Source organism: Synechococcus sp. UW179A (genome assembly GCF_900473965.1).
Classification (GTDB): domain Bacteria; phylum Cyanobacteriota; class Cyanobacteriia; order PCC-6307; family Cyanobiaceae; genus Synechococcus_C.
The window spans coordinates 229,984-255,513 of record NZ_UCNJ01000025.1; the positions used below are offsets into that span (position 1 = coordinate 229,984).

General features: G+C 51.0%; 32 protein-coding genes and 1 tRNA gene. 18 read left to right on the forward strand and 15 right to left on the reverse strand.

The window, feature by feature from the left end; genetic code table 11:
* Positions 1-360: 360 nt before the first annotated feature.
* Entirely contained in the window at positions 361-762 is a 402-nt protein-coding gene (locus tag DXY31_RS12840) for a hypothetical protein (protein WP_179949442.1), read from the reverse strand.
* Between the two features lie 108 nt (positions 763-870).
* Here DXY31_RS12840 and DXY31_RS12845 point away from each other — a divergent pair, with 108 nt between their 5' ends.
* Both DXY31_RS12845 and ribD read left to right on the forward strand, forming a co-directional pair.
* Entirely contained in the window at positions 871-1,368 is a 498-nt protein-coding gene (locus DXY31_RS12845; RefSeq protein WP_170953708.1) for a DUF3122 domain-containing protein, read from the forward strand.
* The gene (ribD, locus tag DXY31_RS12850) at positions 1,368-2,504 is read left to right on the forward strand and encodes a bifunctional diaminohydroxyphosphoribosylaminopyrimidine deaminase/5-amino-6-(5-phosphoribosylamino)uracil reductase RibD (RefSeq protein ID WP_114994122.1); all 1,137 of its coding nucleotides are present in this window, start codon (positions 1,368-1,370) and stop codon (positions 2,502-2,504) included. Before DXY31_RS12845 ends, ribD begins: the two co-directional genes overlap by 1 nt.
* On the opposite strand, the gene DXY31_RS12855 is transcribed toward ribD, so the two are convergent.
* On the reverse strand, positions 2,479-3,189 hold the full coding sequence (locus DXY31_RS12855; protein ID WP_114994123.1) for a potassium channel family protein: 711 nt from the start codon (positions 3,187-3,189) through the stop codon (positions 2,479-2,481). The genes ribD and DXY31_RS12855 overlap by 26 nt on opposite strands.
* A 149-nt stretch (positions 3,190-3,338) precedes the next feature.
* Between DXY31_RS12855 and ftsH the strand changes: the two genes are divergently transcribed.
* Both ftsH and argF read left to right on the forward strand, forming a co-directional pair.
* The gene (gene ftsH, locus DXY31_RS12860) at positions 3,339-5,216 is read left to right on the forward strand and encodes an ATP-dependent zinc metalloprotease FtsH (RefSeq protein ID WP_066907070.1); all 1,878 of its coding nucleotides are present in this window, start codon (positions 3,339-3,341) and stop codon (positions 5,214-5,216) included.
* Between the two features lie 52 nt (positions 5,217-5,268).
* Entirely contained in the window at positions 5,269-6,225 is a 957-nt protein-coding gene (gene argF / locus DXY31_RS12865) for an ornithine carbamoyltransferase (RefSeq protein WP_114994124.1), read from the forward strand.
* A gap of 230 nt (positions 6,226-6,455) precedes the next feature.
* On the opposite strand, the gene DXY31_RS12870 is transcribed toward argF, so the two are convergent.
* From DXY31_RS12870 to DXY31_RS12890, 5 genes are all read right to left on the reverse strand, one after another.
* Positions 6,456-6,710 (reverse strand): Nif11-like leader peptide family natural product precursor, encoded by a 255-nt coding sequence (locus DXY31_RS12870; RefSeq protein ID WP_114994125.1) that lies wholly within the window; start codon positions 6,708-6,710, stop codon positions 6,456-6,458.
* A gap of 51 nt (positions 6,711-6,761) precedes the next feature.
* Complete coding sequence (locus tag DXY31_RS17065; protein WP_170953695.1) at positions 6,762-6,914, reverse strand: hypothetical protein; 153 nt, start codon at positions 6,912-6,914, stop codon at positions 6,762-6,764.
* Positions 6,915-8,062: 1,148 nt separating this feature from the next.
* Positions 8,063-8,278: a hypothetical protein gene (locus tag DXY31_RS17585; protein ID WP_244279762.1), complete on the reverse strand. Its 216-nt coding sequence runs from the start codon at positions 8,276-8,278 to the stop codon at positions 8,063-8,065.
* 510 nt (positions 8,279-8,788) lie between these two features.
* A complete protein-coding gene (locus DXY31_RS12885) occupies positions 8,789-9,145 on the reverse strand; it encodes a hypothetical protein (RefSeq protein WP_114994127.1) in 357 nt (118 codons plus the stop codon).
* Between the two features lie 263 nt (positions 9,146-9,408).
* Positions 9,409-10,002 carry a cyclic nucleotide-binding domain-containing protein gene (locus DXY31_RS12890; RefSeq protein ID WP_137024990.1) on the reverse strand — a complete coding sequence of 198 codons (594 nt, stop codon included), beginning with the start codon at positions 10,000-10,002 and terminating at the stop codon, positions 9,409-9,411.
* 1,445 nt (positions 10,003-11,447) lie between these two features.
* On the opposite strand from DXY31_RS12890, the gene DXY31_RS12905 reads away from it, so the two are divergent.
* Positions 11,448-11,678, forward strand: a complete 231-nt coding sequence (locus tag DXY31_RS12905) for a DUF1651 domain-containing protein (RefSeq protein ID WP_114994131.1) — start codon at positions 11,448-11,450, stop codon at positions 11,676-11,678.
* A 64-nt stretch (positions 11,679-11,742) separates the two neighbouring features.
* Here DXY31_RS12905 and DXY31_RS12910 read toward each other — a convergent pair whose 3' ends face one another.
* Together DXY31_RS12910 and DXY31_RS12915 are read right to left on the reverse strand one after the other, a co-directional pair.
* Positions 11,743-12,156 (reverse strand): hypothetical protein, encoded by a 414-nt coding sequence (locus DXY31_RS12910; RefSeq protein ID WP_114994132.1) that lies wholly within the window; start codon positions 12,154-12,156, stop codon positions 11,743-11,745.
* Positions 12,149-12,697, reverse strand: a complete 549-nt coding sequence (locus DXY31_RS12915) for a septal ring lytic transglycosylase RlpA family protein (protein WP_244279764.1) — start codon at positions 12,695-12,697, stop codon at positions 12,149-12,151. Before DXY31_RS12915 ends, DXY31_RS12910 begins: the two co-directional genes overlap by 8 nt.
* Before the next feature lie 54 nt (positions 12,698-12,751).
* On the opposite strand from DXY31_RS12915, the gene DXY31_RS12920 reads away from it, so the two are divergent.
* The 7 genes from DXY31_RS12920 to DXY31_RS12945 all read left to right on the forward strand — a co-directional run bounded on the left by DXY31_RS12920 (position 12,752) and on the right by DXY31_RS12945 (position 15,859).
* Positions 12,752-13,546, forward strand: a complete 795-nt coding sequence (locus tag DXY31_RS12920; RefSeq protein ID WP_244279766.1) for a carboxylesterase — start codon at positions 12,752-12,754, stop codon at positions 13,544-13,546.
* Between the two features lie 26 nt (positions 13,547-13,572).
* Positions 13,573-13,719, forward strand: a complete 147-nt coding sequence (locus tag DXY31_RS17070) for a hypothetical protein (protein ID WP_170953697.1) — start codon at positions 13,573-13,575, stop codon at positions 13,717-13,719.
* Complete coding sequence (locus tag DXY31_RS12925; RefSeq protein ID WP_114994134.1) at positions 13,716-13,973, forward strand: hypothetical protein; 258 nt, start codon at positions 13,716-13,718, stop codon at positions 13,971-13,973. Before DXY31_RS17070 ends, DXY31_RS12925 begins: the two co-directional genes overlap by 4 nt.
* Positions 13,970-14,404, forward strand: coding sequence for a hypothetical protein (locus DXY31_RS12930; protein WP_244279767.1), 435 nt, complete (start codon positions 13,970-13,972; stop codon positions 14,402-14,404). Before DXY31_RS12925 ends, DXY31_RS12930 begins: the two co-directional genes overlap by 4 nt.
* A 53-nt stretch (positions 14,405-14,457) precedes the next feature.
* Positions 14,458-15,081: a transcriptional repressor LexA gene (lexA, locus tag DXY31_RS12935; RefSeq protein ID WP_114994135.1), complete on the forward strand. Its 624-nt coding sequence runs from the start codon at positions 14,458-14,460 to the stop codon at positions 15,079-15,081.
* Positions 15,082-15,158: 77 nt separating this feature from the next.
* Positions 15,159-15,231 (forward strand) — tRNA-Ala (locus DXY31_RS12940).
* Between the two features lie 295 nt (positions 15,232-15,526).
* Positions 15,527-15,859, forward strand: a complete 333-nt coding sequence (locus DXY31_RS12945; protein ID WP_244279768.1) for a hypothetical protein — start codon at positions 15,527-15,529, stop codon at positions 15,857-15,859.
* On the opposite strand, the gene DXY31_RS12950 is transcribed toward DXY31_RS12945, so the two are convergent.
* Positions 15,848-16,639, reverse strand: coding sequence for a sulfite exporter TauE/SafE family protein (locus tag DXY31_RS12950; RefSeq protein WP_170953698.1), 792 nt, complete (start codon positions 16,637-16,639; stop codon positions 15,848-15,850). The two genes, DXY31_RS12945 and DXY31_RS12950, sit on opposite strands and share 12 nt — an antisense overlap.
* 279 nt (positions 16,640-16,918) lie before the next feature.
* Here DXY31_RS12950 and DXY31_RS12955 point away from each other — a divergent pair, with 279 nt between their 5' ends.
* The gene (locus tag DXY31_RS12955; RefSeq protein ID WP_244279797.1) at positions 16,919-17,962 is read left to right on the forward strand and encodes a carbamoyl-phosphate synthase; all 1,044 of its coding nucleotides are present in this window, start codon (positions 16,919-16,921) and stop codon (positions 17,960-17,962) included.
* 130 nt (positions 17,963-18,092) lie between these two features.
* On the opposite strand, the gene DXY31_RS17740 is transcribed toward DXY31_RS12955, so the two are convergent.
* The 3 genes from DXY31_RS17740 to DXY31_RS12965 all read right to left on the reverse strand — a co-directional run bounded on the left by DXY31_RS17740 (position 18,093) and on the right by DXY31_RS12965 (position 19,769).
* Complete coding sequence (locus DXY31_RS17740; protein ID WP_256359633.1) at positions 18,093-18,227, reverse strand: hypothetical protein; 135 nt, start codon at positions 18,225-18,227, stop codon at positions 18,093-18,095.
* 607 nt (positions 18,228-18,834) lie between these two features.
* Entirely contained in the window at positions 18,835-19,098 is a 264-nt protein-coding gene (locus DXY31_RS12960; RefSeq protein WP_114994137.1) for a Nif11-like leader peptide family natural product precursor, read from the reverse strand.
* Between the two features lie 110 nt (positions 19,099-19,208).
* Positions 19,209-19,769, reverse strand: coding sequence for a hypothetical protein (locus DXY31_RS12965; protein ID WP_244279769.1), 561 nt, complete (start codon positions 19,767-19,769; stop codon positions 19,209-19,211).
* A 138-nt stretch (positions 19,770-19,907) separates the two neighbouring features.
* Between DXY31_RS12965 and DXY31_RS12970 the strand changes: the two genes are divergently transcribed.
* The gene (locus DXY31_RS12970) at positions 19,908-21,335 is read left to right on the forward strand and encodes a hypothetical protein (protein ID WP_114994138.1); all 1,428 of its coding nucleotides are present in this window, start codon (positions 19,908-19,910) and stop codon (positions 21,333-21,335) included.
* A 1,071-nt stretch (positions 21,336-22,406) separates the two neighbouring features.
* On the opposite strand, the gene DXY31_RS17075 is transcribed toward DXY31_RS12970, so the two are convergent.
* On the reverse strand, positions 22,407-22,565 hold the full coding sequence (locus DXY31_RS17075; protein WP_170953699.1) for a hypothetical protein: 159 nt from the start codon (positions 22,563-22,565) through the stop codon (positions 22,407-22,409).
* Positions 22,566-23,053: 488 nt separating this feature from the next.
* Between DXY31_RS17075 and DXY31_RS12980 the strand changes: the two genes are divergently transcribed.
* Positions 23,054-23,269: a hypothetical protein gene (locus DXY31_RS12980; protein WP_114994140.1), complete on the forward strand. Its 216-nt coding sequence runs from the start codon at positions 23,054-23,056 to the stop codon at positions 23,267-23,269.
* Positions 23,270-23,544: 275 nt separating this feature from the next.
* Here DXY31_RS12980 and DXY31_RS12985 read toward each other — a convergent pair whose 3' ends face one another.
* Entirely contained in the window at positions 23,545-23,748 is a 204-nt protein-coding gene (locus tag DXY31_RS12985; protein WP_114994141.1) for a conjugal transfer protein TrbI, read from the reverse strand.
* A gap of 214 nt (positions 23,749-23,962) precedes the next feature.
* Between DXY31_RS12985 and DXY31_RS12990 the strand changes: the two genes are divergently transcribed.
* From DXY31_RS12990 to DXY31_RS13000, 3 genes are all read left to right on the forward strand, one after another.
* Positions 23,963-24,226, forward strand: coding sequence for a 2TM domain-containing protein (locus DXY31_RS12990; RefSeq protein ID WP_244279799.1), 264 nt, complete (start codon positions 23,963-23,965; stop codon positions 24,224-24,226).
* A gap of 563 nt (positions 24,227-24,789) precedes the next feature.
* Positions 24,790-25,083, forward strand: a complete 294-nt coding sequence (locus DXY31_RS12995) for a 2Fe-2S iron-sulfur cluster-binding protein (RefSeq protein ID WP_114994237.1) — start codon at positions 24,790-24,792, stop codon at positions 25,081-25,083.
* A 106-nt stretch (positions 25,084-25,189) separates the two neighbouring features.
* A complete protein-coding gene (locus tag DXY31_RS13000; protein WP_114994142.1) occupies positions 25,190-25,450 on the forward strand; it encodes a hypothetical protein in 261 nt (86 codons plus the stop codon).
* The last annotated feature ends 80 nt before the right edge of the window (positions 25,451-25,530 follow it).

The window sequence follows — 25,530 nt, forward strand, 5'->3', positions numbered from 1 at the left end:
TGGCTGAAATTTTATGACTTTTCTCTATAGTGGTTTCACTCTTAGCAGGTCTAATGCGATTCATTTCTCTGGCTTCTTGCCTTGCAGCAACCGTGTTGATCCCTCAGATTGCTGTGGCACAGACGTCTCAGCGACGGCCTTCCAATGCTCAATTGACGCGTCAATTCAATGATGGTTTTCTGAAAGGATGCATCTCGGGTAAGACTGAAGGTGTGACCAATCAGCGGGGCTACTGCAATTGCATGGTGAGCAGTTATAACTCTCGATACGATGGTCAAACGTTGTCTGCAATTTCTCAAATCGCTAATGCCTCGGGCCAAGGAGGCCCTGCACTTGTGAATTTGATGATGCAGCCAGAAGCTAAAAAGTGTGTGGCGCGATTCTGATTGACAGCCTTGGCAGGCTTTCTTTTGGAAGAGGCAGGCTCTGCTGCCCTTGGTTCAACGGCATCTTGACTGCATCACTGAGTGGCAGCGTTTCGTGATCGATTTGGTTGGTGTCAGCAAACTCAAGATTGAAAGATGATGCTGAAACCTCCACAAATAGTGGACCTGCATGCCTGGTGCCCAGGCGCAGCTTGATGCCTTCGCCGGGGTTCACCTTTAAAAGCCACGCGGCTGAAGCATCCGGCACCTGGCCTTGGGTCTCGGGCTGTGCCAACAGCATCCAGAAGGGTCGGCCTTCGGCGGAGCTCAGACATTGGGTCGCCTTTAAATGGCGTGTCATCGCTGTGATCGGTTGCGGCCGATGCTGGATGCGCATGCACTAGCGCAACTGGCCAGTGCCGCAGGAGTTGAGATGCGGATCCAGCAAGGACCCCGCTTTCAGTGATTCATGACTAATCATGGTCACACCTTCCACGCTTTGTTCATGCTCGCGCTGCGTCGTTTGTTCTGCACGTTGCTGGTTGCCGTCATGCTGCTGCTGCTCACGCCGGCAGCGGTCAGCGCCCAGGTGCATGAGCATCAGGATGAAAACGGTGCCCCGATGCTGCGCAGCCTGGAGAGCTTGCGAGATCTCGATTACCAGAGCTGGCAGGCGGTGGCCTATCGCGTTGGGAAGCCCGGTAGTCCAGTTGTCCTGCGCATCGTTGGCTACCCCGGCAAGATGCGTCTCGAGCATCCCACTTCCCTTTTGGTGCAGGCTGGTGTGAAGGAATGGCAGCTCGAGGACATCACCCTCGATAACGCATTACTGGCCACGGATGGCCGTGAAGCTGCAGCTGAATTTGCCCTCGATCCGTTGCTCAATGATCTCTCTAACAAGCGTCCGTTGCGCCTTTTCCTCCCCGGCGTTTTCAATGAAATGCCCGTACCTCCCTATGTGGTTGCTGAGTGGCGTGATGTACAGACCGAGCCTTTGAGCTGATGGCGGGTCTGGCCACACCGGAGCAGTGCTGGATTCCCTGGATGCGCCGTGCGCTCCAGCTTGCTGCCCTGGCGGAAGGACGCACCAGCCCTAACCCTTTGGTGGGTGCGGTTGTGTTGGATTCAGACTTCCGCTTGGTGGGAGAAGGCTTTCATGCTCGAGCAGGACTGCCTCATGCCGAACCTGGGGCCCTCAAGCAGGCTGGCAAAGCCGCAGAGGGCGGCACGATTGTGGTCACCCTGGAGCCCTGCTGTCATCAGGGCAGGACACCTCCCTGCACCGAAGCGATTCTCGCTGCTGGTATCCAGCGGGTCGTGGTCGCCCTGACTGATCCTGATCCGCGCGTTGCCGGTGGTGGTTTGCAGCGTCTGCGGGATGCCGGTTTGGAGGTGATCAGCGGAATCCTGGCGTCAGAGGCCGCTTATCAGAACCGGGCCTTTGTCCATCGTGTGCGCACTGGTCGTCCCTGGGGAGTGCTCAAATGGGCGATGAGCCTGGATGGGCGTACGGCGCTGCCAAATGGAGCCAGTCAGTGGATCAGCGGTCCGCCTGCGCGGGCCTGGGTGCATCAACTCAGGTCTCAGTGCGACGCAGTGATCGTGGGTGGTGGCACCGTGCGGGCCGACGATCCGCTGCTCACCAGCCGTGGTCATCGCTCGCCAGAACCGCTGAGAGTTGTGCTCAGCCGCAGCCTTGACCTGCCCTTGTCAGCCCAGCTTTGGCGACAGACCACAGCTCCCACTCTGGTGGCCCATGCAGGCTCTGGAAACATGGAAACGGCACCCCAGGCCAACCATGTGGCTGCCTTGCAGGCCCAGGGAGTGGAACTCCAGAAGTTGGATCACTGTGACCCTGAACACCTACTGCGGGAACTGGCCCGCCGTGGATGTAATCGGGTTCTGTGGGAATGCGGCCCGGGTCTCGCCTCAGCTGCATTGCAGCAGGATTGTGTTCAAGAGATCGCTGCGGTGATTGCACCGAAGCTGCTGGGAGGAGAGCTGGCTCGCACGCCACTGGGTGACCTGGGCTTCACGGCGATGGATCAGGTGTTCAGCTTGAACTGTGAGCCAGGCCTGAGCCTTGGTCAGGACATTTTGATGCAGGCGCAAGTCAGTGCTTTCGCAGCTCCGAACTGAAACGGCCGATCAGGATCCCCATCACCACAGCCAGATACAGCTGACCGGCCACACCGGTACTCACCGCCAGCATGCGTGCCATTGGATGCACCGGAGTGATGTCGCCGAATCCCACGGTGGTTAGACAGATGAAGGCGAAATAATTGATCTGTGCAAACGCTGGAGTCCACTGCAGCACGTTGGAGTTGCCCACCACATCGTCCCCAGGGAGACCAACTGGCTCGAAGCTGCCGGGCAGAATCGTTTCAACGCCAATCATCACCAACCCAGAGGTCAGTCCAAGCAGGAGGTAGCCGGCGGCTGCACCCATCAGCACCTTTGAGGTCACACGCTGTTCGTGTGCCAGTCGTTTCACTAGGCGCACCACGCTCCAACCCACCAGCAGGCTCCAGCTCACGACCAGGGGGTAGCCGCTGAAGTGCCACTGAACAGGGGTGAACAACCACATGAGCTGAGTCACAAGAGCAACAATCCCCAGTGCCTGATACATCCGGTCGTGCAGTCTCAGCACCGGTTTGTGCAGCATCACCAGCTGGGTGAGCAGCAGGGCGATTAAGGCATAACCAAGGTTGCCCAACCAAGTGATGCGCGGAAAAGCAAAGCTCGCCATCACCAAGAGGCAGAGCAACAGCAGCAGCTGGTAGATCTTTTCCTTCGTTGGTGTGCGCCCTGATAGCGATTGCATCGTGTTCACCACGCTGAGCTCGAGAATGGCGAGGTTTGCCCGTGATGGCGAGCATCAACGCAATGATGTGTCGTTCGGTTCTCCGCCATCGCGCTGCGACCAGGCTTGGAATCTCGGCTTTAGCCTGATATGAGCACAGGACGTGATTTATGCCGATCCGCGAGGACGACAACCGCCCCAACCGCCGCTTTGGAATCCTCAACCTGGTGCTAATCGGTTTTGGTGTGTTGCTGCTGATCAGCAGCTTCATTCCCAATCAAGGGATGCAGCAGGTTCCTCGCGTGCCCTACTCCTTGTTTATCGACCAGGTGAACGACGGTGCCGTTAAGCGCGCATACATCACCCAGGATCAGATTCGTTACGAGCTCTCCGAAGCCGAAGAGGGAGCACCATCGGTGCTTGCTACCACACCGATCTTTGACATGGATCTGCCTCAGCGCCTGGAGACCAAGGGCGTTGAGTTCGCCGCTGCTCCTCCGAAGAAGCCCAATATTTTCACCACCATTCTCAGCTGGGTCGTTCCCCCGCTGATTTTCATCCTGGTGCTCCAGTTTTTTGCACGCCGCTCCATGGGAGCTGGCGGAGCCCAGGGCGCCCTGAATTTCACCAAGAGCAAGGCCAAGGTCTACGTGCCCGATGAGCAGTCGCGCGTCACTTTTGCGGATGTGGCCGGCGTTGATGAGGCCAAGGATGAACTGGCCGAAATCGTTGATTTCCTCAAGTCGTCGGATCGCTACACCGAAATCGGTGCTCGCATTCCCAAGGGTGTGCTGCTGGTGGGACCTCCCGGTACCGGTAAAACGCTCCTCTCTAAGGCTGTCGCTGGAGAGGCGGGAGTGCCTTTCTTCATCATCAGCGGCTCGGAATTCGTTGAGCTGTTCGTTGGCGCAGGAGCGGCGCGCGTTCGCGATCTGTTTGAGCAGGCCAAGAAGAACGCTCCTTGCATCATCTTCATCGACGAACTGGATGCCATCGGCAAAAGTCGTTCCGGCTCAATGGGCGTTGTAGGGGGCAACGATGAGCGTGAGCAGACCCTCAACCAGCTGCTCACCGAGATGGACGGTTTTGCCTCCAAAGACAAGCCGGTGATTGTGCTGGCAGCCACCAACCAGCCGGAAGTGCTGGATGCAGCCTTGCTGCGTCCCGGTCGCTTCGATCGCCAGGTATTAGTGGATCGTCCCGATCTCTCTGGTCGTAAGACGATTTTGGAGATTTACGCCAAAAAGGTGAAGTTGGCAGAAGGTGTCGATCTCGACCGCATTGCTCAGGCCACCAGCGGCTTTGCCGGTGCGGACCTCGCCAATCTTGTTAATGAGGCAGCACTGTTGGCGGCCCGTGCCAAGCGCACCAAAGTTGAGCAACAGGATCTTGGTGAAGCGATTGAGCGGGTCGTTGCAGGTTTGGAGAAGAAGAGCCGTGTGCTCCAGGACGATGAAAAGAAGGTGGTGGCTTATCACGAAGTGGGTCACGCCATCGTCGGTCACCTGATGCCTGGTGGCAGCAAGGTGGCCAAGATTTCGATTGTGCCCCGTGGCATGAGTGCGCTCGGCTACACCTTGCAGCTCCCCACCGAGGAACGGTTCCTTAATTCCAGAGAAGAACTGCAGGGTCAGATCGCCACGCTGTTGGGTGGCCGATCAGCGGAGGAAGTGGTGTTCGGCAAGGTCACCACTGGTGCATCCAACGATCTGCAGCGAGCCACGGATATTGCTGAGCAGATGGTGGGGACCTACGGCATGAGTGAGACTCTCGGACCACTGGCCTACGACAAACAGGGCGGAGGCCGTTTCCTCGGGGGCGGCAACAATCCTCGCCGCACCGTCAGTGATGCCACAGCTCAGGCCATCGACAAAGAGGTGAGAGCACTTGTCGACACCGCCCATGATCAGGCCCTGACGATCCTGCGTCAGAACATGGCTCTGCTAGAGACCATTTCTCAGAAGATTCTGGAGAAGGAAGTGATTGAAGGTGATGAGCTCAAAGAGATGCTCGATGCCAGCGTCATGCCTGAGGCAATTGCTGCCTGAGGCTTGACGGATTCACTGTTTGTCTCCGATAACACTCCTTTGAACTCAGTCCATGACGTCCGCCACCACCAGCGTTGCTGCCGTCCTTTCGGCACTGAGCGGCAAAGACTTCCTGTCGTCGGCGGACACCACCGCTGAGCAGACAGCGGCATTGCTTGAGCTGGCAAGCCAGCTCAAGAGTGGTGACCGCAGGATTGATCTCGGCAACCGCGTGCTTGGCCTGATTTTCACCAAAGCCTCCACACGCACCCGCGTTAGCTTCCAGGTGGCGATGGCCAGACTGGGTGGGCAGACCGTAGATCTCAATCCCCAGTTCACCCAGTTGGGACGTGGGGAGCCCTTGGAAGACACCGCCAGGGTGTTGAGTCGCTTTTGTGATGTGCTCGCAGTCCGCACCTTTGCCCAGCAGGAGCTAGCTGATTACGCCTACTGGGCCTCGATTCCGGTGATCAATGCTCTCACTGACCTGGAACATCCTTGCCAGGCTCTGGCCGACTTTCTCACGATGCAGGAAGCCTTCGGTGAGCTCCAAGGTCAGACGCTGACTTACGTGGGCGATGGCAACAACGTGGCGCACTCCTTGATGCTCTGTGGCGCTTTGCTGGGCGTCAATGTGCGCATCGCTTGTCCTGATGGATTCGAGCCACTACCAGGTGTGCTTGACCAGGCCCGTTCCCTGGCGATTGGCGGTGCTGAGATCAGCGTCACCAGTGATCCATCGGTTGCGGTTGCAGGCGCGCAGGCGCTCTACACCGATGTTTGGGCCTCGATGGGGCAGGAACAAGAGCAGCTGGAGCGAGAAAAGGCCTTCCAGGGGTTTTGTGTGAATGAAGAACTGCTGGCTAAAGCAGATGCACGCGCCATTGTGTTGCACTGTCTTCCTGCCCATCGCGGCGAAGAGATCAGTGCTGGGGTGATGGAGGGCTCCGCTAGTCGGATCTTTGATCAGGCAGAAAATCGCTTGCATGCGCAACAAGCTTTGCTTGCTGCATTGTTGGGTGGTCTTTAGGTAACGACGCCAAGCCTGTTTGGAGATTTCAAAAAGCTGAATACCGAATTTGAATTCGTTGATTCGTTGTTAGTGAAGCTTGACTATTGGCTTTTGACTGCGCTTTAATGCGCTTAGTTAAGCTGCTTTTTAGAGGCTGATTTGAGCTGTTTTAGGAATAGTTGACTAAAGAACAATTCGCGAAGGAAGGGACTAATGCGATGAAGAAAAATTGTTTAGATTGATCGCAATTAGGGCATGAGTTGGCCCTTGCTCACCACCAAATTATTTGAGTCATAGCACTTGATACAGCCCGCTACACCGCCAGCTATGTGTTCCAGTTCTTGTTCATTGAGCAGGCTTATTTTGTCAGCAGTGAATTCATGACCATGTTCTTTAGCGATGTCTGCGACTTCCTGAGCTGAATTCGCAGCTTTGAGTTTCTCCTGAAGATTGGAGTCGCCTTTGGCTTTGGCAAGGAAGACTTTGAGTTGCTCTAAGGACATGAATCACTGCGCATTGGTGAAATTATAGATCTTGTTTGATGTGCTCGTTAGTTATTTGTTCACTCTCGGCTCCGCTTTGAAAAACATTCTTGCGGAGCCACCACCACTGATTCCTTTTAGCTCTTCATCAGACAGCTCAACTAAGCCCTTCAGTTCTTCCTCTGAGAACTTTTTGCTGTCTTTATTGGGTTGTGCTTTGGCCATTGAGATTTTGGGCTCTATTCAATGGTCATAGCAATAATCTGTAGATCGCACAGAATCGACAGAGATTACAGAAGAAAACTCAGCGCTTGGCGGGGTTGGACACTGGTTTTAAAGCCTGACGAAAATCAACCATCTACGAGATGCTTTCTCCCGAACTTTGTTTGTTGTGATACAGATTCACTTGTTAAAGCTTGATCCGGGCATTGGCTGCCCACTATTTATTTGATATTCAGGATGATTTGACTCATTCGCATTGCAAGAAACTTTGAGCAAGCTTTTCCACAAGTGCTATATGCAGGCACTGGTGAGATGTGGATTAACGACACATGAAAACAGTTCCTACATGTATAAAGATCCTTGTTTTCTTTCATAGCCATTAAGAAAAACTCTCTACAACTGATCCTATTGTCGATGCAAGAATGAAAAAAGTGCTTACAGCAATGAAAATACCAATGAGAACTGTTGGGTTTACGTTGCTTACTGCTTCGTCGTCTAACGCTTGAACAGTGTTGTCGATTACTTTATTTGCCATGGAATTAATTTGTAGTTCTCTCATTTTATGCCAAAAAAGCCTTAGCAATTTCGGGAGACAGAAAAAGCCCTGAAAAACGGGCTTCTTGTTAAAATTAATGTTGCCAAAAGAAGCATTTGTGCTGAATTGATGTTCAATCTTGCGCAGCGCTTCAAGAATTAACAATAAGCCAGCTTATTAAATGTTTAGCGTTCTTTGTCTCGGAGGAAATTGTTGCCCGTAGGGAAGTGGTTTCTGCAGACACTGCGATAAAGCACTTTGATGGTTTTTCATTCTCGCCCAGTTGATTTCTCGTGATTGAATTGGTCAGCAAACTCAGCAAAAGACTTGCTGATGTCGAGTGTTCAGACGACGGGTTCGATCATTTGATTGTGTTGAATTAGCAGGATTCAATTTTTGCTTTGATCAAAGAAAAGCCCAAGGCATCTTCATGAAGCCTTGCCGAATCAGAACCGCTAAATTCTTGCACGCTATGCACTGAAGGATGGTTTCAGCGAGCCAGGATGAATCAAAAAGAGGCTGGTAGCTCCAGCCTCAGGGTGAGTTTGGTTTGGAGTTGTCGTGCCCGATGAATTGGCCGATCGAATCCGCGTTGAGGCCTGCGTTCCTGAGCCGGTCAGCTGAAGAAGCTGAGAAGACCAGAGAAATCGATTCCTTTGGTTGACTCGTTGAAACCCCAGACCTGTTGAATAATTCCTTTGCCGGTTACGGCTTCAACGGCTAGACCAATAACAAGGCCAAGCATAGCTGCTCGCCCGTTGAGCTTTTCGCTAAAAACCTTTTGTGGATCAGGGGTGTTGGAGGATGAAGAAGTCATTGAGATAACAGCCACTGCGCAAATATTAACGAACGTAACGATCGGTTGACGTGCGTCTGGCGATTGTCTGCCTTTGCCAATATTTCAGCCCTTCTCGGCCCTGTTGCTGAGATCGGTTCAGGCGTTGAAGAGCGCTTGCGGGGGCCAGCCCTACTCAAGCAGCAGATTTCAAGGCGACTCGTCTTGTGCTGCAGCTAAGTGGTGATCATCTCTGTTTGCGTCGGGCCTATCGGCTCATGCTGTCGCGTGATGGAAAGCACAAATGGGAGCTGACATGCCAGCTGGTTGTGGGTATTACCCGAGTGTCGCGACACATCTTTGACTGTGATCTGCACTGCTTCGGCCCAGTCAATCGGCACAGAAATTACAGACGGCAAGCGCCAGCCGTATCGAGCACCGGCTTGTTCTTTGAGGGCCATTGATTACGACGAGTCTCAAATGAAGGAAAGCGACGGAGCCAGACGTGAACAGCAGTCGGAGTTGATTTACGACTGTTAGTCAAGCCAGTTCAGGATCCGTAGCGACTTAGAGCAACCACCAGCCAAGCAGTAAGCCCAGGATCAGGCCCTTCAGCCAAATCAGTGCTGCCATCTGATAGTTCGATAGCCCTAGTTTTTTCTGAATCCAGTTGAACGCCTGCTCATCAGCGAAGAAGACTGCACGGATTGGGCGGATAAACCATTCCATCGAGAGAAGCACGGTCGACTCTATTTTCATTGCCGGGATCCCTGTGCAGCAACAGACGGTGGTCAGCCGTTTCGTCTCAACTGATTTCATCAGTAGCTGTTTTTGCCCATGGCAGTGTTTTATGTCTACGAGCGGAGCAAGGCAGAGTTGAGCACTGATCGGGATGATGCAACTTTTGAGAACTTGCGGGTTCATGCCCTGGTGACAACCTTTAAGTCAAATTGACATTCTTCAATCAGCGATGAAATGCGTTGCACTTCTTGCTTGAAGTTCTTTGTGAGGACTCAGGACCTTTGAAGCCATCACTGGAGAATTGAATTCCACTTGGCGGGTTGTGGATCGCTGAAGGCACAGAGCAATAGAAAGTTGAACGTCAAAGATCTCTGTAGGGCCCTTGCGGCTGATCACTGCCTGCTGGCTTTCGCTGATCCATTCGCGATCAGGTTTCGACTTAGCTGTTAGCCATTGTCTGCACAGGAATCTGAGGTGTGTTTCAACGTTCCAGGTTGCACTGCTTGAATCTTTTCTGCCAGTTGTTGCAGAAGATCTGCGCTGCTTGAAAGGGATTGTCCGTAGTCCCTTTCCAGCTCTTCACAGCACCTCTTCAAGGTTGAATGATCTTGTGTGTTCAGTGCATCAAGGGATTCAAGGATCAGAGCAAGATGGCGGCTGGTTTCGCGGCAGCGGTGACTGCTCAGAGCGAGGAGTTCAATGATCAGGTCGCTGTCGTAGACCGCCGCTTGCAGCAGGTCATCTGCTTTCACCTCCAACAGCTCAGCAGGCCCACGGCTCACCGTGACTGTGGCGCTGTGAGTTTGGTCGCCCATCAAGGCCATCTCCCCAGCCATTTCGCCGGGGCCAACCGTGGCGATGAGCCGAGACTGGCCTCCGGCTTCCGTTCGTTTAACGCTTAGTTCTCCAGCAAGCACTACCAAGACGCGTTCCGCAAGAGTGCCCTGTTGCATGACGACTTCTCCGATGGATGGGCGAAGTGTTCTGTGATTGATTGCAGCGAGATGGGTGCTTACCAACATTGGTAAACGAACGCGCATCTTACGGAGTTCTCCAATCTTGCGCTCGTCCACCGACTGTTAGCGGTTGGAGGCATGTTGACTTGCCCAGCCGCAGGAGGCAGCACACTCTTGCTTAGCGTCATGTTCTGATGTGGACCTTCATTGAACTTGCTTAGGGGCTTGCGGTGTAAGGACTTCGGTCTGATTGAAGTGGTGACCATCTCTGTGAGCGAGATCACGGTTCCTGTTGAGCTGGGTGATGAGCTCAGCTTGTTGTTTCGGCGACGGTGGGTGCGTCCAAGCGCATGGCTTTCCACCGCGTTTGAGCACCGATGCTCCAGTTCACTTCTTTCGAAGAAGGTCGCTTTGCAAAATAAATCAATGTAATTAGGACTCAATTACAGCGTTTTGACTTGATGGCGCGTTTTATTGATATTCATTCTATGAATGAGTGAATTGACTCAATAGGAGCTTAGAAGTTGGTGGTACTGGACATTGTCAACCTTGTCTGGCGAATCCATTGATCATGCTGGATGGCATTGATGGGGTTTTGATGAGTGGGCTCTGCTTTGTATTGGTTCTCTGGTACGAGTTGATGTCAACGGCAGTGTCTATTCCAGTGATACATGAGTGGTATGAAATCGGACCTTTGATGTCATCAGTGGAAGTGTGAATGGTTATATTGAATGATAGCATTGGCCAGAATCAGTTCCCCTGTTAAGGCGCAAGTGAGTTGATCTCCGTGGATGTGTTCGCGCAATCTTGGAATCATTTTGTTGATGTGACTAGTAATGTTTTTGATCGGTTTCTAGTTTTTGTGAGTGTTCTGCTTGAGTGAGCTTTAGTTGCAGTGGCTAAAGATCTGATTTCTTGCGCTCCACCGCTACAAGACCACTCCCTTTCTTCAATGGCTCAACACCTGCTCTGTTACCCCTAGGGCTCCGCACTGTCGACATTGTTCACTGCTGTCTCGCGAGTTATTTGCTGGTGCGTTGATGTTGCTGGCACTGAGGTGCTCGTAGACGATGCTCCTTGCGCTGATCGGCCTCTTGCGTTGCCACCATTTTTGTTTTGCTAGCAGGGTGCGCGTTGTTGGGCTTTGTGCGCTCCACATCACTTCTCTGCTCGAGCCATCAAGAAAGCTTTTGCTTCTTGGCTTGGCTCGGCTTGGCTTGGCTTTGGTGGTGGAGCCAGGTCTTCAGTAGCGGGTAGCTCACTCCAGTGCTGCTATGAGCCGAGTTCGGTTCGTCGTGAAATGGTCCTGATCGGGCGTGTTTCACGGCTTATGTGGTGGCATCTTTGACTGATGGTCGCTGTGAAAAGACGCTATTGCTGGAATTGTTGAGGCTTCAGCTCTCGTTTTCTCCAGATCTAGTGTTTTTGGGGAATTTGTAAAGAGCTGCTGGAAATCATTCCCGCAGTTACAAATTCAAGCGGTTGCCCTTTGTGCTCGTTAGAAACCGTTTCCGCTGAACAATCAACTGATGACGGACGGTTGGCTAAAGGATCCACAGAAATACTGGGCTGTGCGCTTTCACAGGGAGCCACAGAGTGGGCATAGGGATGTCCGGGTTCTCGTTGACCATGGCCGGAAGTTGTCTCAAGACCAGCCTGCAATGTTGAAGTCTCGCAGAAATATGCGCTACGAGGACGCTATCTCGCTTTACAAAGAGCTTCAGCACATTGGCTGGACTCATTGTGAAGCGGTTTGGTAATTGCTCTTCTTGAGTGATCCCTGCCGGCTGTTGTGATCCGTTGTTAGCGAATCTGATGCTGGTGTCACTCTTTAATGAGAGGCAAAAGAGTTGAATAATCAAGCGATTGTGATGATCCCTTGAGGAATTTGGTGATCTTCCAATTAAGAATGCTTGCCGCAATATTGAATTGTTTATAGTGCTTCGTGCAATGGCAGTTAATGATCAGGTGACCCATCTGAGACGCGTCTTTGATGACTGAAAATTTTATTGCTTCGATGTTGCCAATGATCTCACCGGTTTGTATTTTGCTGAACTGTAGTAAGTAATCGAGTCCAGAGTTTGCCATGGCAAGATTTACTTTTTTAAATCTTAGCTTCAGTCTTTTGTTTTCGCGCAGGTTGTCCTGGAGTTTGATGCTTGAGCGATCTAAGCGACCACCTCGATATCCATGGATCGATTGAGCTTGCCGTCTTGGCTTCAGCGTTCTTTCAATCAAGCACTTCGATCTCAACAGATGTCTTGCCGTCGTCGACAACGTCGAGGGCTGTGGCTGAGCCATGGGCAAGATCAATCACGGTGCCTTGTTTGAACGGTTTGCGGTCATTGATCACAACAGTCACGGTTTTGTTGTTATCCAGGCGTGTCACTCTCACTTTGGTTCCCATCGGCAGGCTGCTGTGCGCGGCAGTCATCGTTCCTTTTTTGAGAATTTCACCGCTTGCTGTCTTGTTTCCGTAGTGGCCAGGGCCATACCAGGAGGCTTGGCCCTGCACGGGCTGTGATGCTTGCTTGTTCTCTGACGGCGCACGGTCTGAATCGATTGCTTTGCCGCTGACAGCGTTGTCGGCGATGTTTTGTTCAGTGTCTGCTTGGGTGGTGACGGCCTTTTCTGTAGCGGCTTTCTCTGCGCCGGCGTTGTCGCTGACGGCTTCTTTCCCGCATCCAATGGTGCACAAGATCAGCAGGATTGACGCGAGCTTGTTGAGTCGTGGCATGGATTGCATCTGCAGCTGAAACCCCTTGGTTGGAGATAGCAAGAGTGGTGGCTCCTGCCATGGCGGCTTGGACCTCAGTCGCAACGTTGTTGTCCCATGGATGGAGGCTCATGGGCTCGCCAGAATCCAGGCACCGCATTGTTCCCTGAGGTGATGGCCGCTTCTCCTGAACCGTTCTCGATGCCGGGCGGGCCAATCACTGTTGTGTTGTTGCACGGCTACACCGGAGCACCGGCTGAGCTTTCTCTGTTGGCTGAGGCGCTGCATGAGCAGGGTTTTGGTGTGGAAGCGCCTCTGCTTGCAGGCCATGGAACCTGCCTTGAGGATCTGATGCCTGTGCAGCCCAGTCAGTGGTTGGAGCAGGTCGATGTCGTCGTTGACCGGCTGCTCGATCACGGCCAGCGCGTCGTGGTCGCCGGCTTGTCCTTGGGTTCGATCCTTGCGATTCAGGCTGGAATACGGCGTCCGGGCGTTGAAGCAGTGATTGCGTACTCCCCGCCGATTGTGAGTGGTGACCCTCGAGCGCTGATTGCCCCGTTGTTGTCTCTTTTTCTGCCTTCGGTGCCGCGTCCTGCTGATGATTTCGTCGATCCAGCAACCGCTGGGCGTCTTTGGAAGTATCCATGCTGGCCCAGTCGTTGCAGTGTGCGCGTGCTGGATCTAATTGCCTCCACCCGCAGGCATCTCGCCAATCTGCATCAACCCTTGATGGTGATGGCCAGCACGCGCGACAAGGTGATCACGCGCCGTGGTGTGGAGTTACTCCTTCATCGAACCGGCTCTGAGCGTGTACAAATTCACTGGTTGGAGGGCAGCGGTCATGTGATCACCGCAGATGCTGAGTGGCAAATGGTGGCTGATCAGACCCTGATTTTTTTGAAAGACCTTTAGGGTCAACGCATTCAAAAATACGACGAATGGACCAGCAGGAACGAGACAACTGGCAAAAGGTTCTCGACTCCCTTGAAGCTGCCGGCGACACCGAAAGCGCCTTCTATGTACGTGCTCTAGCCATCTGCAATGGTGACCCCGATCCAATGCTGACTTGGGAGGCTGAATCTTGAGCATTGATCCTCTTCAGCAGGGACTTGAACAGTCGTTTGAAACGGAACGATGGGGACGGCTTATTCGCGATTGTGACGACATCGAAACCCTCAGGCAAACAGCACTTTCTTTGCTGCAACAGGTCACACAAATGAAAGTCGCCAGCACCTGGATGGCGTCGAGAGCTTCCGAGTCTGAAAATGCCAAGTTGGAAATTTTGGCGAAACTGATCAAAGAGCGGTCCGAGCGCCCGCAGGAGCAGACAGATCATTGAGCAACCTGGTTCGATTCGGCGCCCTCGCGTTGACCTTCACCCTTGGCAGTGCTGCTGCACGTGCGGAAAGCTGGTCACCGTCTCCGGAACCGCCGATCTGGTCACAGACCCGGCAGACACTGCAGAGTTCAGGCAAGTTGTCCGATCGCACTTGGTTGTTCATGGAGGCGATGGATTCGCCAAGCCTGAAAGCTGGGGAGTACCTCAGTAATCCTGCGCGGACGCCACTCGGCGTGGAATTTGATGCTGCGCTGTTGATGCGGCGTCAGGGCCAGGATGTTTGGAAAGTGCGTGAACTGCGCATGCGTGCACTCTGTAACCAGCAAAGACTGCAGCGCAGCAGCGCTCAGGGGCAATGGCTTGATTACGTCGGGCGTGAGGACACATCGGCCAAGGTTCGTTGGATCTGCGCTTTGCCAGAGCCAGACTGAGCCCTTGCCATCTCCAACAATGACCGGTACACATGTATTGACGAACAAATGAATTGCCGGTGTCTGCTGGAATCCCCGAGCCGCTAACCACTGCTCAGCAAGAGCTCTATGACTGGCTTGCCGACTATATCGGTTGCCATCATCACAGCCCGTCGATTCGTCAGATGATGCAGGCCATGGGTCTGCGTTCACCGGCACCTGTCCAAAGTCGTTTACGGCATCTTCAGCAGAAAGGTTGGATCACTTGGCAGGAGGGACAGGCTCGCACCCTCCAGCTGCTTGGAGGGATTGCTTCCGGAATTCCTGTGCTCGGCGCTGTTGCAGCTGGTGGCTTGGTTGAGACCTTTGACGACATTCAAGATCGATTGGATCTCGCTCCTGTTCTTGAAACCCGTGGTCTGTTCGCGCTCACAGTGAATGGTGACTCCATGGTGGATGCCCACATCGCCGACGGTGATGTGGTGCTAATGGAACCGGTCGTTGATGCGGCTCGTCTGCGCCAAGGCACCATCGTGAGTGCTTTGGTTCCTGGCAGTGGAACCACGCTGAAGCATTTTCATTGCGACGGCCTCACGGTTCGGTTGGAAGCCGCGAATCCGGCCTACGAGCCGATTGAGTTGCCAGCCGATCAAGTGCAGGTTCAGGGCAAACTCGCTGCCGTATGGCGGCAGATGTAATGGATGGCTGTCTGGGGCCGCTGTCGTTGTAAGCTTCCTCACGACGAAGGCAGGGTTTAATCCTCGTCTGAGTTACTGGGGCCATAGCTCAGCTGGTAGAGCACCTGCATGGCATGCAGGGGGTCAGGAGTTCGAGTCTCCTTGGCTCCACTGGATTTTTACCAAGGGGTCCGTCCCGGTTAGTGCACGACTTAATGGAAGGTTGATGCCTTGGCATGGTTTTGCACGAATTGCTTTTGCGGCGGTAGTACAGAGGTGCCTTTCGAAAAATCCCGCTGCACTAAATGAAGCCCACATCAGATCACTGTGACCCCGTAAGCAAGGTCGTGCTCAGCGATGGCTTCGTACGCATGGGCGATGGTCAGATGGTCTGCCCATAGGCATTGATTTCTCTCAGGTTTAAGTGTGGCGACTTCACGCAGGCTGGTTTTGCCGTCGAGGCGTCATGCCAAACAGGGACCGCACACTTGTTGATCGCCATGCACCGAAGAACTGTGTCGGCTGGTTGATGAACGATCAGGAAGGAGAGGTCTGCAGCTTCACCAACGCCAATCCAACAGCTCATGCCCAATGGGTTGTTGCTGAGTACCAGACCATTGCGTGGCAGTGGCCAGCTCGTGGTCAGACGGATGCTCAGGCACAACGCCATCGAGGCATGGGAAACGATCCAGAAGTCAGGCATCTGGAAGCGGTGTCATCCCAGGTGGTGAAGTCAGCCCAATGCTTCGCCGCCTCTCTGTCGGACTGCTTGCTTAAAGCCGGTAATTCAAATGAATAGGCGAATTGTTTCTATAAAGACGATCACCTGCAAAGAGCGGTAAACCCACTTGTTGGCATGCTCGCTCATAGCCAGCTGAGCACCAACAAGTGAGCCAGGAATACTCCCAAGAACCATGGGGATTGCAACCTGCCATTCCACTTTCCCACTTCTCGAAAAGATCAGAAACGTGGCAATGCTGAACAAAAAAATTAATCCTGTTTTTATCGGCACTGCTTGGCGTAAGCTCACTCCTCCGATTAAAACTAAGCTTAGTAACAAAAAAATAGCAGAGTCAACAACAATCAATCCTGCCCAAAATCCGCAGAAGGAAGTCAATAGCCAGAGTTGAGTTGATAAATTGGGATTCCTTTTTAGGTGATCATCGGTGCATTCTTTAAGCAGATGTTGCGGTCGAACGAAAAGAAAGACCATTGCGACAAGTACGGCGACACGTACTAGCAACAAACTGGTTGGAGTATTAATGATTGTGGCTAATTCAGCTCCAAACAAGCTAAAAGGAATAAAGACAATTGCAAGCTGGAAAACCGATCTCCAGGGAATGAGTTTCGCACGCTCAAAAGACCACAACGCTGTCGTACTTCCAAGAAGAATTGGTAATCGGATCGTTGCATTGGCAATATCAGCAGGCATGCCGATTGAAAGCAGGGCTGGCAATATCAGGGTCGAACCACCCGAAGCAACCGCATTGAAGAAGCCAGAGATGGCTCCAAGAACAAGCCCTAGCCCGATCAGTGTCCAATCCAGAGTCATGGCTTGATCAGCGACAGGAAGCGCCACTCCAGTCAACAACCTGACTGAAGAGAGACCAAGGGGGCGAAGCACAATCAACATTTGGTCATGGTTCAACTCACGATCACAACCAGATCAGCTGGTCCGGTGTGGTTCAGCTAGGCCAGGCAGAAATGATGAAGAGTCAGACCTGTACTGCTTTCACTGCCATCAGTGGAACAAGAAGCATGAAAAGGAGAAAGGACCTCATCACCGCTTTAGATCGAACGCCATGACAAGCGCAGCCCTGTAGAGGACGGCATCATGCGCGGCCTGACGACAGCCCTAATGCTCCGCCGTCTCTCCATTGGATTGCTGGCTTCTGCTGTTGCCATCGCTCCGCTCCCGCTGGAAGCTCAGGACGGCAGTGCTGAGGATCTAGGGGTGATGAGTATCAGCCTGAAGGATGTGGTCAAGCCGACCATTGGCTTCCAGGGCGCACTGCAGGGTGCTGGAACACCCAATCAGGCAGGTCTTGGAGGGTTCCTGCCGCTCTCTGTTGGTGATAACAGCGTTTGGTTCGTTGATGCTCTAGCGAACGTCAACTTCGCTGACCGTCAGGGCTACAGCAGCATCCTCAACACTGATGTAGCTGGCTCCACTGTCAGTACCTCAACGCGTGTGGGCTACCGCTGGCTCAATGGTGATCGCAGTTGGATGTTTGGAATCAATGGTGGTTATGACAGCCGCCCGATGAATACAGGGTCGACCGATACAGGGATTGACGTCAGCGGCACAGAGAAGAGTGCATTCTTCCAGCAGGTTGCAGTCAATGCAGAAGCTATTTCCAATGACTGGAACTTCAATGCCTATGCATTGATTCCTATGGGGGAGGTTGATCAAAGACTCAACTTGTTTTACAACGGTGGCGCTCTGGATACTTATGGACTGGATGTTGGCTACTTCATCACTCCTGAACTGAATGCCTCTGCTGGTTACTTCTACCAAAGTGGTGATTCAGGAGAGGCTGATTCTTCAGGTGTACTCGGACGTTTGGCTTATGAAATCAGCAGTGGTGTAACAGCAGGGGCAAATATTACCTACGACGAGGCTTTTGATATAAGAGTTTCAGCTGATATTAAAGTTCAATTCGGTAGTACAAGTGAAACAGTACAGCGCAAAGAAGTTCAACAATTTCTTGTGATTAATGCACTTATATCAACTCCAAGTAATCGCAGCGTTAGGGTTTATGACCACGCCCTTTTTAATGATTGTGCAGAAGGTGCTGGCAAAAACTCAGGCACTTCCTGTACTCCCACCAACAATGCGGGGTTGCCTATACCTTTGCCCCCGGCTCACCTAATAAGAACTCTGTGCAGATACATCATGTGAACTAGAAAGCGATTTGCCCGTGGACGAACGTGATTTTATAAGGCTCAGACAACCTTTACGTCCTCTGCTGCCTTAAATCGGAGGCTGTCCGCGTATAGCTTGACGATCACGTCGGCCGAAGTGGTGAGATTCACTCACATACCCCAACGCATACAAAGGTACCTGGATCATTGAAGGCAAGAATCATCAAAACAGCCACGAGGCTTCCAGCGATCAGCACAACAGGCCAGAATTCCTCTTCAGCACGCATTTCGAGAAGCACCATTAGTTGATTGACAGCTCACACCCTCGCTGAAAGGGTGGTGAAGGCGCATCCCCCAAACGAGCCAAAGACATTTCCGCCCATAAAGCTCGACCCAATCCACCGCGCCGACTTCGCTGGTGAGGAGCTGATGGCATCGTTCCTGTGCAGCAGTGTTCTCCTCGACTGAGTAGAACCTTTCGTTCTCTCGAAGCTTGCTTCAGCAGCCACGCTCTAGAGTTTTCACACTTGCTTGAGTCCAGGCTTTCGGGGGTGGTGGTTGCCTGCGCTGGATCTAATTCTGCAATTGCTGCCTGCAACATTCCCGCTGTCATCCCTGACTTCTCAAACGGATTACTAGGGCTGATCTTGCTCGAATCAATGCCTGCCATCTTGCAAGCTCGATTCAATAATTGAATCTGCTTCGGTGTCATTTTCATGCGGGCTGCAATGTCCCAAATCACTACCCCATTCTAAAAAGTTGGTTTTATCTATCTCTGCTTAACTGCGCTCAATCGTGCCAGGTATTGAAGGCTGATTGTTGGTCTTTTTGGAGTGATTGAAGTAATAAAAAGCCCCTGCGTTTGCAGGGGCTTTGATTCATCCTTAAATATACTAAAGTCGCTAGGCTCTAGTTTACCTTACACCACCCATCACTGAGTTTTATCTTACCCACGCTAGTCCTATAAATACACTCCAGACACCACGCTCCGCCAGCCACGGCTTCCAGTTCCTCTTCACTGAGTTCAGCGATCTTATCAGCAGTGAATTCGTGGCCGTGTTCTTTAGCGATCCCTACGATGTCTTCAGGAGTCTTTGCTGCCTTTAGTTTGTCTTGAAGACTTTTGTCGCCTTTGACCTTCTCAAGAAAGGCTTTGAGTTGTTCTTCTGACATCGGTGATTGAGCAGTGCAAAAGTCATAGCACTGATCTGAATCACCACATAGGCGGGCAACGCTTTCACCCGCCTTACTCCCCCGTTTGGGTAGCCCTCTGCTTTAACCCCTCAACGAATCGGCATTGGCTTAAACGTCCGTACGCCTCCTACATATCGTCTCGGCTTCTCTTCCTTACCCCACATCAGCGGATGCGCTCCACTTCGCTGTGATTGCCGATAGCTGTGCTGACCCTGATTCGCTGCAGGCAATACATACCTGACAGCATCAGCAGAGTGATCAGGCGCCGCCTTCTCCATGTCCTCTGGATTGCGATCATCACTGATGCAATAAGGCAACGTCGCCCACAAGCTCTCGCACCGCTCTGAGATAAACAATCCAGGCTCATCACTGCCTGCCTGCCACAACAAACTTTTCATCAGTTGCCAACCGACAGCCCTTGAACTCTTAGGGCTGCCAGTGACCTGCCATCCGTACTTCTTAAATTCAGTGCTCAGCGTCACTGGATCTCTATGACCGCCAAAGCCAAGCTGTGCAGTAACTGCTGAATCCATAATCACTCTGCGGTGCGGAATCACCCAATCAGTGAACCTATTGCGCATGTAGAGCTTTTTCACTCGCTCCACAAACTGCGGGGTTGTTTGTGATTGATCTGTTCCGCTTCGTGCCATTTTGAGATTTGAAAAAATATGAGTGAGGTTCAATTTATACCAACAATATGCTTTTTGGTTTGTCGTTAATTCTAGTGTTTTTAGATTATGATTCTGCTAGTCTGCACATCTCGACACTTGTAGTGTGATAACTTCTCTATGGACCTTGCTTCGATAAAAACTGGCTTGTTGGTTGTATTAGTTTTGCTAGCATCTTGTTCAGGTAGGCAAAATATCTATTCTCCAAGTACTGGTCCACTGAGGAAAGTGCTTACTCAGGACTTGGACTTTGCAAATCCGATTATCATTATTCCCGGTATTGGCGGGTCAAAGTTTATTGATTCGAGAAATGGAAAAGTTGTTTGGGGTGCTTTTGGCTATAACTCCTACTGGCCGGCTACAGAGCAAGAAAATAAGTTGCTCGCTCTTCCTTTAAACCAATCAGCAAAAAACATACTGTTAGCTGATAACAATATTACTACCCAATCTGTTTTGGATACAGTCAAAATTGAATTCCTCCCGCCTCCTTTTGTGTCGATTGAATATTCGGTTTATCTGAATATTTTTAAATCTCTTACAATGGCTGGTTTTGTGCCTGTAGACGAAAGAGATCATCATCTGCATATGCCATCCTCGAAGGGGAAGCCTGTTTTTCAGTTCGCTTATGATTGGCGAAAATCTAATGCTTCCAATGCAAAGCGCTTGGATGCATACATTAAGGCCATATCCAAGCAATTGACGGAGAATAAAGGTTTAGGCAGCTACCCAAAAATTGATATTGTATGCCACTCAATGGGTTGCCTGATGGCTAGGTATTATCTTCGCTACGGTGATCAGGACTTAGGCACCCTAGATAACCCGCCAGTTCTTGATTGGCGAGGCGCCAGTAAAATAGAAAACTTAGTTATGGTTGCTCCACCGAATAAAGGTTCTATCAACGCATTAAATTATCTTATTCATGGTTTCCATATTTCCCCATTCAAATATTTCAAATATCCATCTGCTGTGGTCGGAACAATGCCCTCAGTTTATGAGTTGCTGCCACGTAAGGACATTGTTAATGCAGTTAACCAGGATGGTTTTCCTGTTAATCTTTTCGATCCTAAATTGTGGCTAAAGATGCAATGGGGCCTCGTTGATCCAAAGCAAAAGTCTGTGTTAAGGCAGATTGCTCCTGAATATCATCGTGAATCTTATCGATATAAACAAGCCAAAGCTCTTCAGCAGGAACTTTTGAAGAAGGCATTTTTATTTCATTCTTTGATTGATGCTCCTGCCACGCCTCCTGACGGCTTGAAGTTTTGGCTATTCGCAGGTGTTGGCACACCCACGGTTTCAAAAATTATGATTAATACATCCAATCGAACATATTCGAAGCTTAAGAATGATGCTGGGGATGGCAGTGTTCTTAGAGAGAGTGCTTATGCCATAAAGAATACTGAGCTTCCAAGAGAGGGCTCTTTAATTCACTGGAATAATGCAATGTTTTTTTATCTTCCACATATAGAACTAGTCAAGAGTAATGATTTTCTGGTAAATTTCTACTATGTTTTGTTCTGGCGTAAGTTTATTCCCGTTGATCGTTAATCTTGATGTAATTTTATTTGTCGTTTGTTGATAGTTCTGTGCTGACACAACCGTAATGATTCTACAATTCAGAGATGATTGTGAGCTCGTTTCCTAAATTCTAAATTCTAAATTCTAACTTCTAACTTCTAACTTCATTGAGCAGCGTATTCTGCGGCAATTTTTTTGGCAGTGCGTTGCATCGGCGACGTAGCTAATATTTTATTTATTAACGGATTCTTAGACTTGACTTTGGAGCAATTAACAGCCATGTCTTCAATAGTCTGACTCTGCATTTTGATTTTGTTTGCAGACATCTTATGCAGGGACTACACCATCTCTGATGTCAAGCGAAGTTTGCTACTTTGATGCTTGTCTAGTAGCCATTGGATATTTGTTGGCGTTTCCATCTTCCATGCAGCTATGCCGAAGCATGCACTGCAGAAGTATGGTCTGTCTAATGCCGTGCGACAACCCATCAGTGCTCAGCGAGTTCTCATTGATTTTCAAGGTCATGGACGGCTAGCCCCCATCAAATAGGAGGGTACGAATAGTGTGTGATGACCAGTGCGATCAAAGGTTTTGGTCCTTCAGACAAAAATCAAGCTTTCAAGTTGATGATTTACGCCGTAGTTTGTGCCTTGGCTTCTCCTTGTATGGTTGCCATTGGCCTCCCTCAAAAATTGAACCTTTGGCCTAAGCAAGAGGCCCCTTTCAAACTATGGTGATGCCTGTACGAAGCTGCTCGTCATTGCCTAATATCCAGCCTTTGTATTCCTTGATATTCGATATTTTGACGTGAGCATAATTTGTTGTTTGGCGGTATGAAGACCCGTCCCAGTAAGACACTGGTTGCTAATTTTATCAAATCACATTGGTATCTTTCCTGGAATGTGTCTCCAAGGATTAAATGGATTCCGTTTGTCACGGAAGCCAAGTCTGACGTTGGTTGTCTTTTAATGCTTTAAATTAAGCCTCATATCTTTTGCTAGGATTTAATCAAATCTCCATCAAAGCTCTCTGTAATTCAGATTAAGAGGTCTTGCTTTGCATTAATTATCAGCATGTCTGTCTCAGCTGTTTACTTCTGGATCAAACCAACTCCGGCATCAATTCAGTGACGTTGGGCATCGGGTCCGGCTTTCCGTCAGCAATGGCTCTTGCACGTAGATAAAACCAACTGTTGGTGTTTCCATTGGCCTCCATCTTCGCTGCGATGGCCTTCCAGTTGTTGATTTCGTTGTGGTCCATTGAAGTGTCTCATTCCATACCATTTTGGAAACTATGACGATGGTTCTGTGACTTCATCAGGTCGTGATGACCGTCACTGAGATCAGATCGGAGCCAAAGCCCTCTGAGCAGCGATCACTCCAGTACTCAACAGCGCCAAGTGGATTGCCAACATCACCAGGAGAGATTATTAGGCGTTTAAACCTGAGTTGACAGTCCTTCTGGCGACATCCTCCGGGGACGTCGTTAACTTAGGCCCCGGGAATAAGCTGACAGCCCTGTTTTGTTTCAACCAATGTCTTTGAGTTGGTAGACATTCTGATGTGCTCGTTCTGATTCGTTCGGTTCTTGCTTGGTGTAGTCGTTGTGAATGCGTAGCTGCAGTCGGCACGTTGCTTGTTTTGGGCTGTAAGCAGATCTGGATGAAGCACGTGGATTGATGCAATCCCTCTTTTGGGTGATGCACTCCGGTGCCATCCCGGACGAGCTTGTGATGGTGGAAATGGCCGATGAACAAGTGCACCAAACGTTTTGCGATCTTCGCGTGTTCTGTAGTCATCGCTGCAGGGGCCGGGGAGGTGATCAGTCCAATCCTCGGAGGTCTGGCTTATGAGGCAAAGATGGATCGGTGTGTTGAGGCGGCTAAGGAAAACGGAGTGATTGCCGGTCCAAACCTGCTGCGTAACTGTGAGAAAGGGGTCTACATCGGTCAATTTGATTACTGATGGAAATTCTCTTCCGGCAAAGAGCTGATCGAAATAGCTCATATGGGGGACAGGTCAGGATTAATCCGGCTGCGATCGTCGAGTACCTTGCGATCCTCTGCAACCCTGCACCGAGGCCCACTCGGCTGCTCGTGAAGTCATTGAGTTCAGCGCTGACATCGATGACATCGGCAGTGGTATCCGATCAGGATTCCGATTCGCGAAGCTTGGCCGCTGCAGCCGAGTGCTTTCCAACCTGCGAGCAGAAGATACCGAGAATATGCGCTGGTTTTGAGCTAGCTCGGAGCCGCTAGCAGAAGTGCTAATTCTCCGGTCCCACAGTGACAGCCGTCCTGTTCACCGTGGCAGGGCTCCATGCTGGGATGTCCCTTTGCGCAAGCCTCAGAGCAAAAGTGCTGACCACCAATCCTGATTGATAGCGATTCTTCAACGCTGCACTTGCACAGTGAGCAGTCGCATAAAAGCAGAGTTTCAGTCATCACAAAACTCTCAACAACGATTCATTTGTTCTACGACATCCAGTGCTCCATTTCTTGAGCGGTTAACCGAACATCCAATCTGTTGGCTCTCTACCGTCTTGTGGATACCTAGCATGTGTTCCATATTCGGCCCTGCTGGTGTTTAGCCAACACCTGAATTGCACGGGTGGCACTGATCCCTGCTATAGGTCTAAAAACAAGGCTGACTCAATTGATGAAGGACCAAGAACGGAGAGAAGCTGCCCTTTCAAGCCTTAAGCATCGGAGGGGACTAGAGAGACAGCTCAGGATTTACGCCATAACCAACATCACGCTTGTGGTGATCTGGGCGCTGTCGGGACGTGGTGAATTCTGGCCAATTTGGCCGATCGCTTTTTGGGGTCTAGCCTTGATCTGGCAAGCCATTTCCTATAACTATCGACCAAAGCCGATTACTGAGGATGAGATCCAAAGTGAAATGAGGAGATTGGACTCTTAATTAGCAATCGGGGTTGATCGTCCCAGATGTCCTTTAGGCACCTCCCCTATTGGAGAATTCACTTGATCAATTTCCTTTGAACACTTTCCAGATGGCTGTTCACGAGGTCTCCTCCATCTGCCTTATGTAGGCTCAAGTGTTTTAACGTCCTTATTGCGTCGATCAAGCATCATCTCAAAATTGTGATCTCTACGATAATCATTGACTTTCGCTTCGACTTCTAAAGCGAGATGCACAAGGTGACCATTTAACTTGCGGAGGTTGTCTGCTGATTGACGAGTCATGGAAATGCTTTTGTCTTAATGAAAAATAAATGAGAGAACCCAGTGGTAAAGACACGCTTAACTCAATTTAAAAGGTGTGCTGTTTGTGTATTTTGCCGAACATAATCTCAAGAGATTTTGGTTGTACTTGATACTAAAACTGCTTGCCGGCTGACGCGATGAATCGGCTTTGTTGGAGTGTTGATGTCTTGCCTATGCATTTGATCCCAAAACAAATCCAGATATTTGTTGATGGATTGGCTGAGTCGTTAGATGCTTCAAGCAGCACTTCAGTATCAAATGGCTACTTTCACTGTCACGATGGTCACGGATGCAGGCGAGCAAGCCTTCAGTTGTGATGACGACCAATACATCCTTGATGCAGCCGAGGAAGCAGGTCTTGATTTGCCTTACTCCTGCAAAGCTGGCGCTTGCTCAACTTGTGCAGGCAAGGTCTCGGAGGGAACTCTCGATCAAAGTGATCAGAGTTTTCTTGATGACGAGCAGATGGAGGAGGGCTTCAGCCTTCTTTGTGTGGCCTACCCCAGGAGCGATTGCAAAATCCAGGCTGAGGCTGAGGAACTTCTCGCTTAGCTGAAGGACAACTGTCCCGCCCGGGCAAGGCCAAAGTGGCTCAAGATCCAGACGATGGCTTGGAAGTGATTTCATCCGAAATGGTGATGAGCTTTAGCTTGTAGCAATGACCCATTCCCATCTCTTTGTTCTGTGCTGTTCCCTAGTCGTCTCCTCGCTGCATGGCCTGCCTGGATCTTCTCAAACGAACGAACGACTTCTTCAGGAGCGCATGATCAGCCCGGCTGTGTATGAGCTTCTTAATCGTCGTGGTGCAACAACCAGGCAAAAGCGCATTGAGGTGCTGCAAGAAGCTTGTGCAGCGGGTGAATTGCCTGCTAGTGACTGCGAACCGATCAGCGGAACAACAAGGTTGTATCAAGACTGATTGATTCGAAGCATGGCTGCTTGGTCAGGACAAAGTCATGGTTTCCAATTCCACTAACCTCCTGCACTGGCGGCATGACA

Bases quoted from the DNA above. Each gene is read 5' to 3' on its own strand.
- DXY31_RS17065 (WP_170953695.1), bottom strand. From the start codon at position 6,914: ATGGCCAAAGCACAACCCAATAAAGACAGCAAAAAGTTCTCAGAGGAA.
- DXY31_RS12960 (WP_114994137.1), bottom strand. From the start codon at position 19,098: ATGTCAGAAGAACAACTCAAAGCCTTTCTTGAGAAGGTCAAAGGCGAC.
- DXY31_RS17075 (WP_170953699.1), bottom strand. From the start codon at position 22,565: ATGGACCACAACGAAATCAACAACTGGAAGGCCATCGCAGCGAAGATG.
- DXY31_RS12985 (WP_114994141.1), bottom strand. From the start codon at position 23,748: ATGACTGAAACTCTGCTTTTATGCGACTGCTCACTGTGCAAGTGCAGC.
- ribD (WP_114994122.1), top strand. From the start codon at position 1,368: ATGGCGGGTCTGGCCACACCGGAGCAGTGCTGGATTCCCTGGATGCGC.
- DXY31_RS12965 (WP_244279769.1), bottom strand. From the start codon at position 19,769: ATGGCACGAAGCGGAACAGATCAATCACAAACAACCCCGCAGTTTGTG.
- DXY31_RS17740 (WP_256359633.1), bottom strand. From the start codon at position 18,227: ATGGTGCTTCTCGAAATGCGTGCTGAAGAGGAATTCTGGCCTGTTGTG.
- DXY31_RS12905 (WP_114994131.1), top strand. From the start codon at position 11,448: ATGACGGACGGTTGGCTAAAGGATCCACAGAAATACTGGGCTGTGCGC.
- ftsH (WP_066907070.1), top strand. From the start codon at position 3,339: ATGCCGATCCGCGAGGACGACAACCGCCCCAACCGCCGCTTTGGAATC.
- DXY31_RS12995 (WP_114994237.1), top strand. From the start codon at position 24,790: ATGGCTACTTTCACTGTCACGATGGTCACGGATGCAGGCGAGCAAGCC.
- DXY31_RS12990 (WP_244279799.1), top strand. From the start codon at position 23,963: ATGAAGGACCAAGAACGGAGAGAAGCTGCCCTTTCAAGCCTTAAGCAT.
- DXY31_RS12945 (WP_244279768.1), top strand. From the start codon at position 15,527: ATGCCAAACAGGGACCGCACACTTGTTGATCGCCATGCACCGAAGAAC.
- DXY31_RS12855 (WP_114994123.1), bottom strand. From the start codon at position 3,189: ATGCAATCGCTATCAGGGCGCACACCAACGAAGGAAAAGATCTACCAG.
- argF (WP_114994124.1), top strand. From the start codon at position 5,269: ATGACGTCCGCCACCACCAGCGTTGCTGCCGTCCTTTCGGCACTGAGC.
- DXY31_RS17070 (WP_170953697.1), top strand. From the start codon at position 13,573: ATGGACCAGCAGGAACGAGACAACTGGCAAAAGGTTCTCGACTCCCTT.
- DXY31_RS12840 (WP_179949442.1), bottom strand. From the start codon at position 762: ATGCGCATCCAGCATCGGCCGCAACCGATCACAGCGATGACACGCCAT.
- DXY31_RS12955 (WP_244279797.1), top strand. From the start codon at position 16,919: ATGCTCCGCCGTCTCTCCATTGGATTGCTGGCTTCTGCTGTTGCCATC.
- DXY31_RS12890 (WP_137024990.1), bottom strand. From the start codon at position 10,002: ATGCGCGTTCGTTTACCAATGTTGGTAAGCACCCATCTCGCTGCAATC.
- DXY31_RS12845 (WP_170953708.1), top strand. From the start codon at position 871: ATGCTCGCGCTGCGTCGTTTGTTCTGCACGTTGCTGGTTGCCGTCATG.
- DXY31_RS12970 (WP_114994138.1), top strand. From the start codon at position 19,908: ATGGACCTTGCTTCGATAAAAACTGGCTTGTTGGTTGTATTAGTTTTG.
- DXY31_RS12980 (WP_114994140.1), top strand. From the start codon at position 23,054: ATGAACAAGTGCACCAAACGTTTTGCGATCTTCGCGTGTTCTGTAGTC.
- DXY31_RS12920 (WP_244279766.1), top strand. From the start codon at position 12,752: ATGGATGGAGGCTCATGGGCTCGCCAGAATCCAGGCACCGCATTGTTC.
- DXY31_RS13000 (WP_114994142.1), top strand. From the start codon at position 25,190: ATGACCCATTCCCATCTCTTTGTTCTGTGCTGTTCCCTAGTCGTCTCC.
- DXY31_RS12885 (WP_114994127.1), bottom strand. From the start codon at position 9,145: ATGAACCCGCAAGTTCTCAAAAGTTGCATCATCCCGATCAGTGCTCAA.
- DXY31_RS12870 (WP_114994125.1), bottom strand. From the start codon at position 6,710: ATGTCCTTAGAGCAACTCAAAGTCTTCCTTGCCAAAGCCAAAGGCGAC.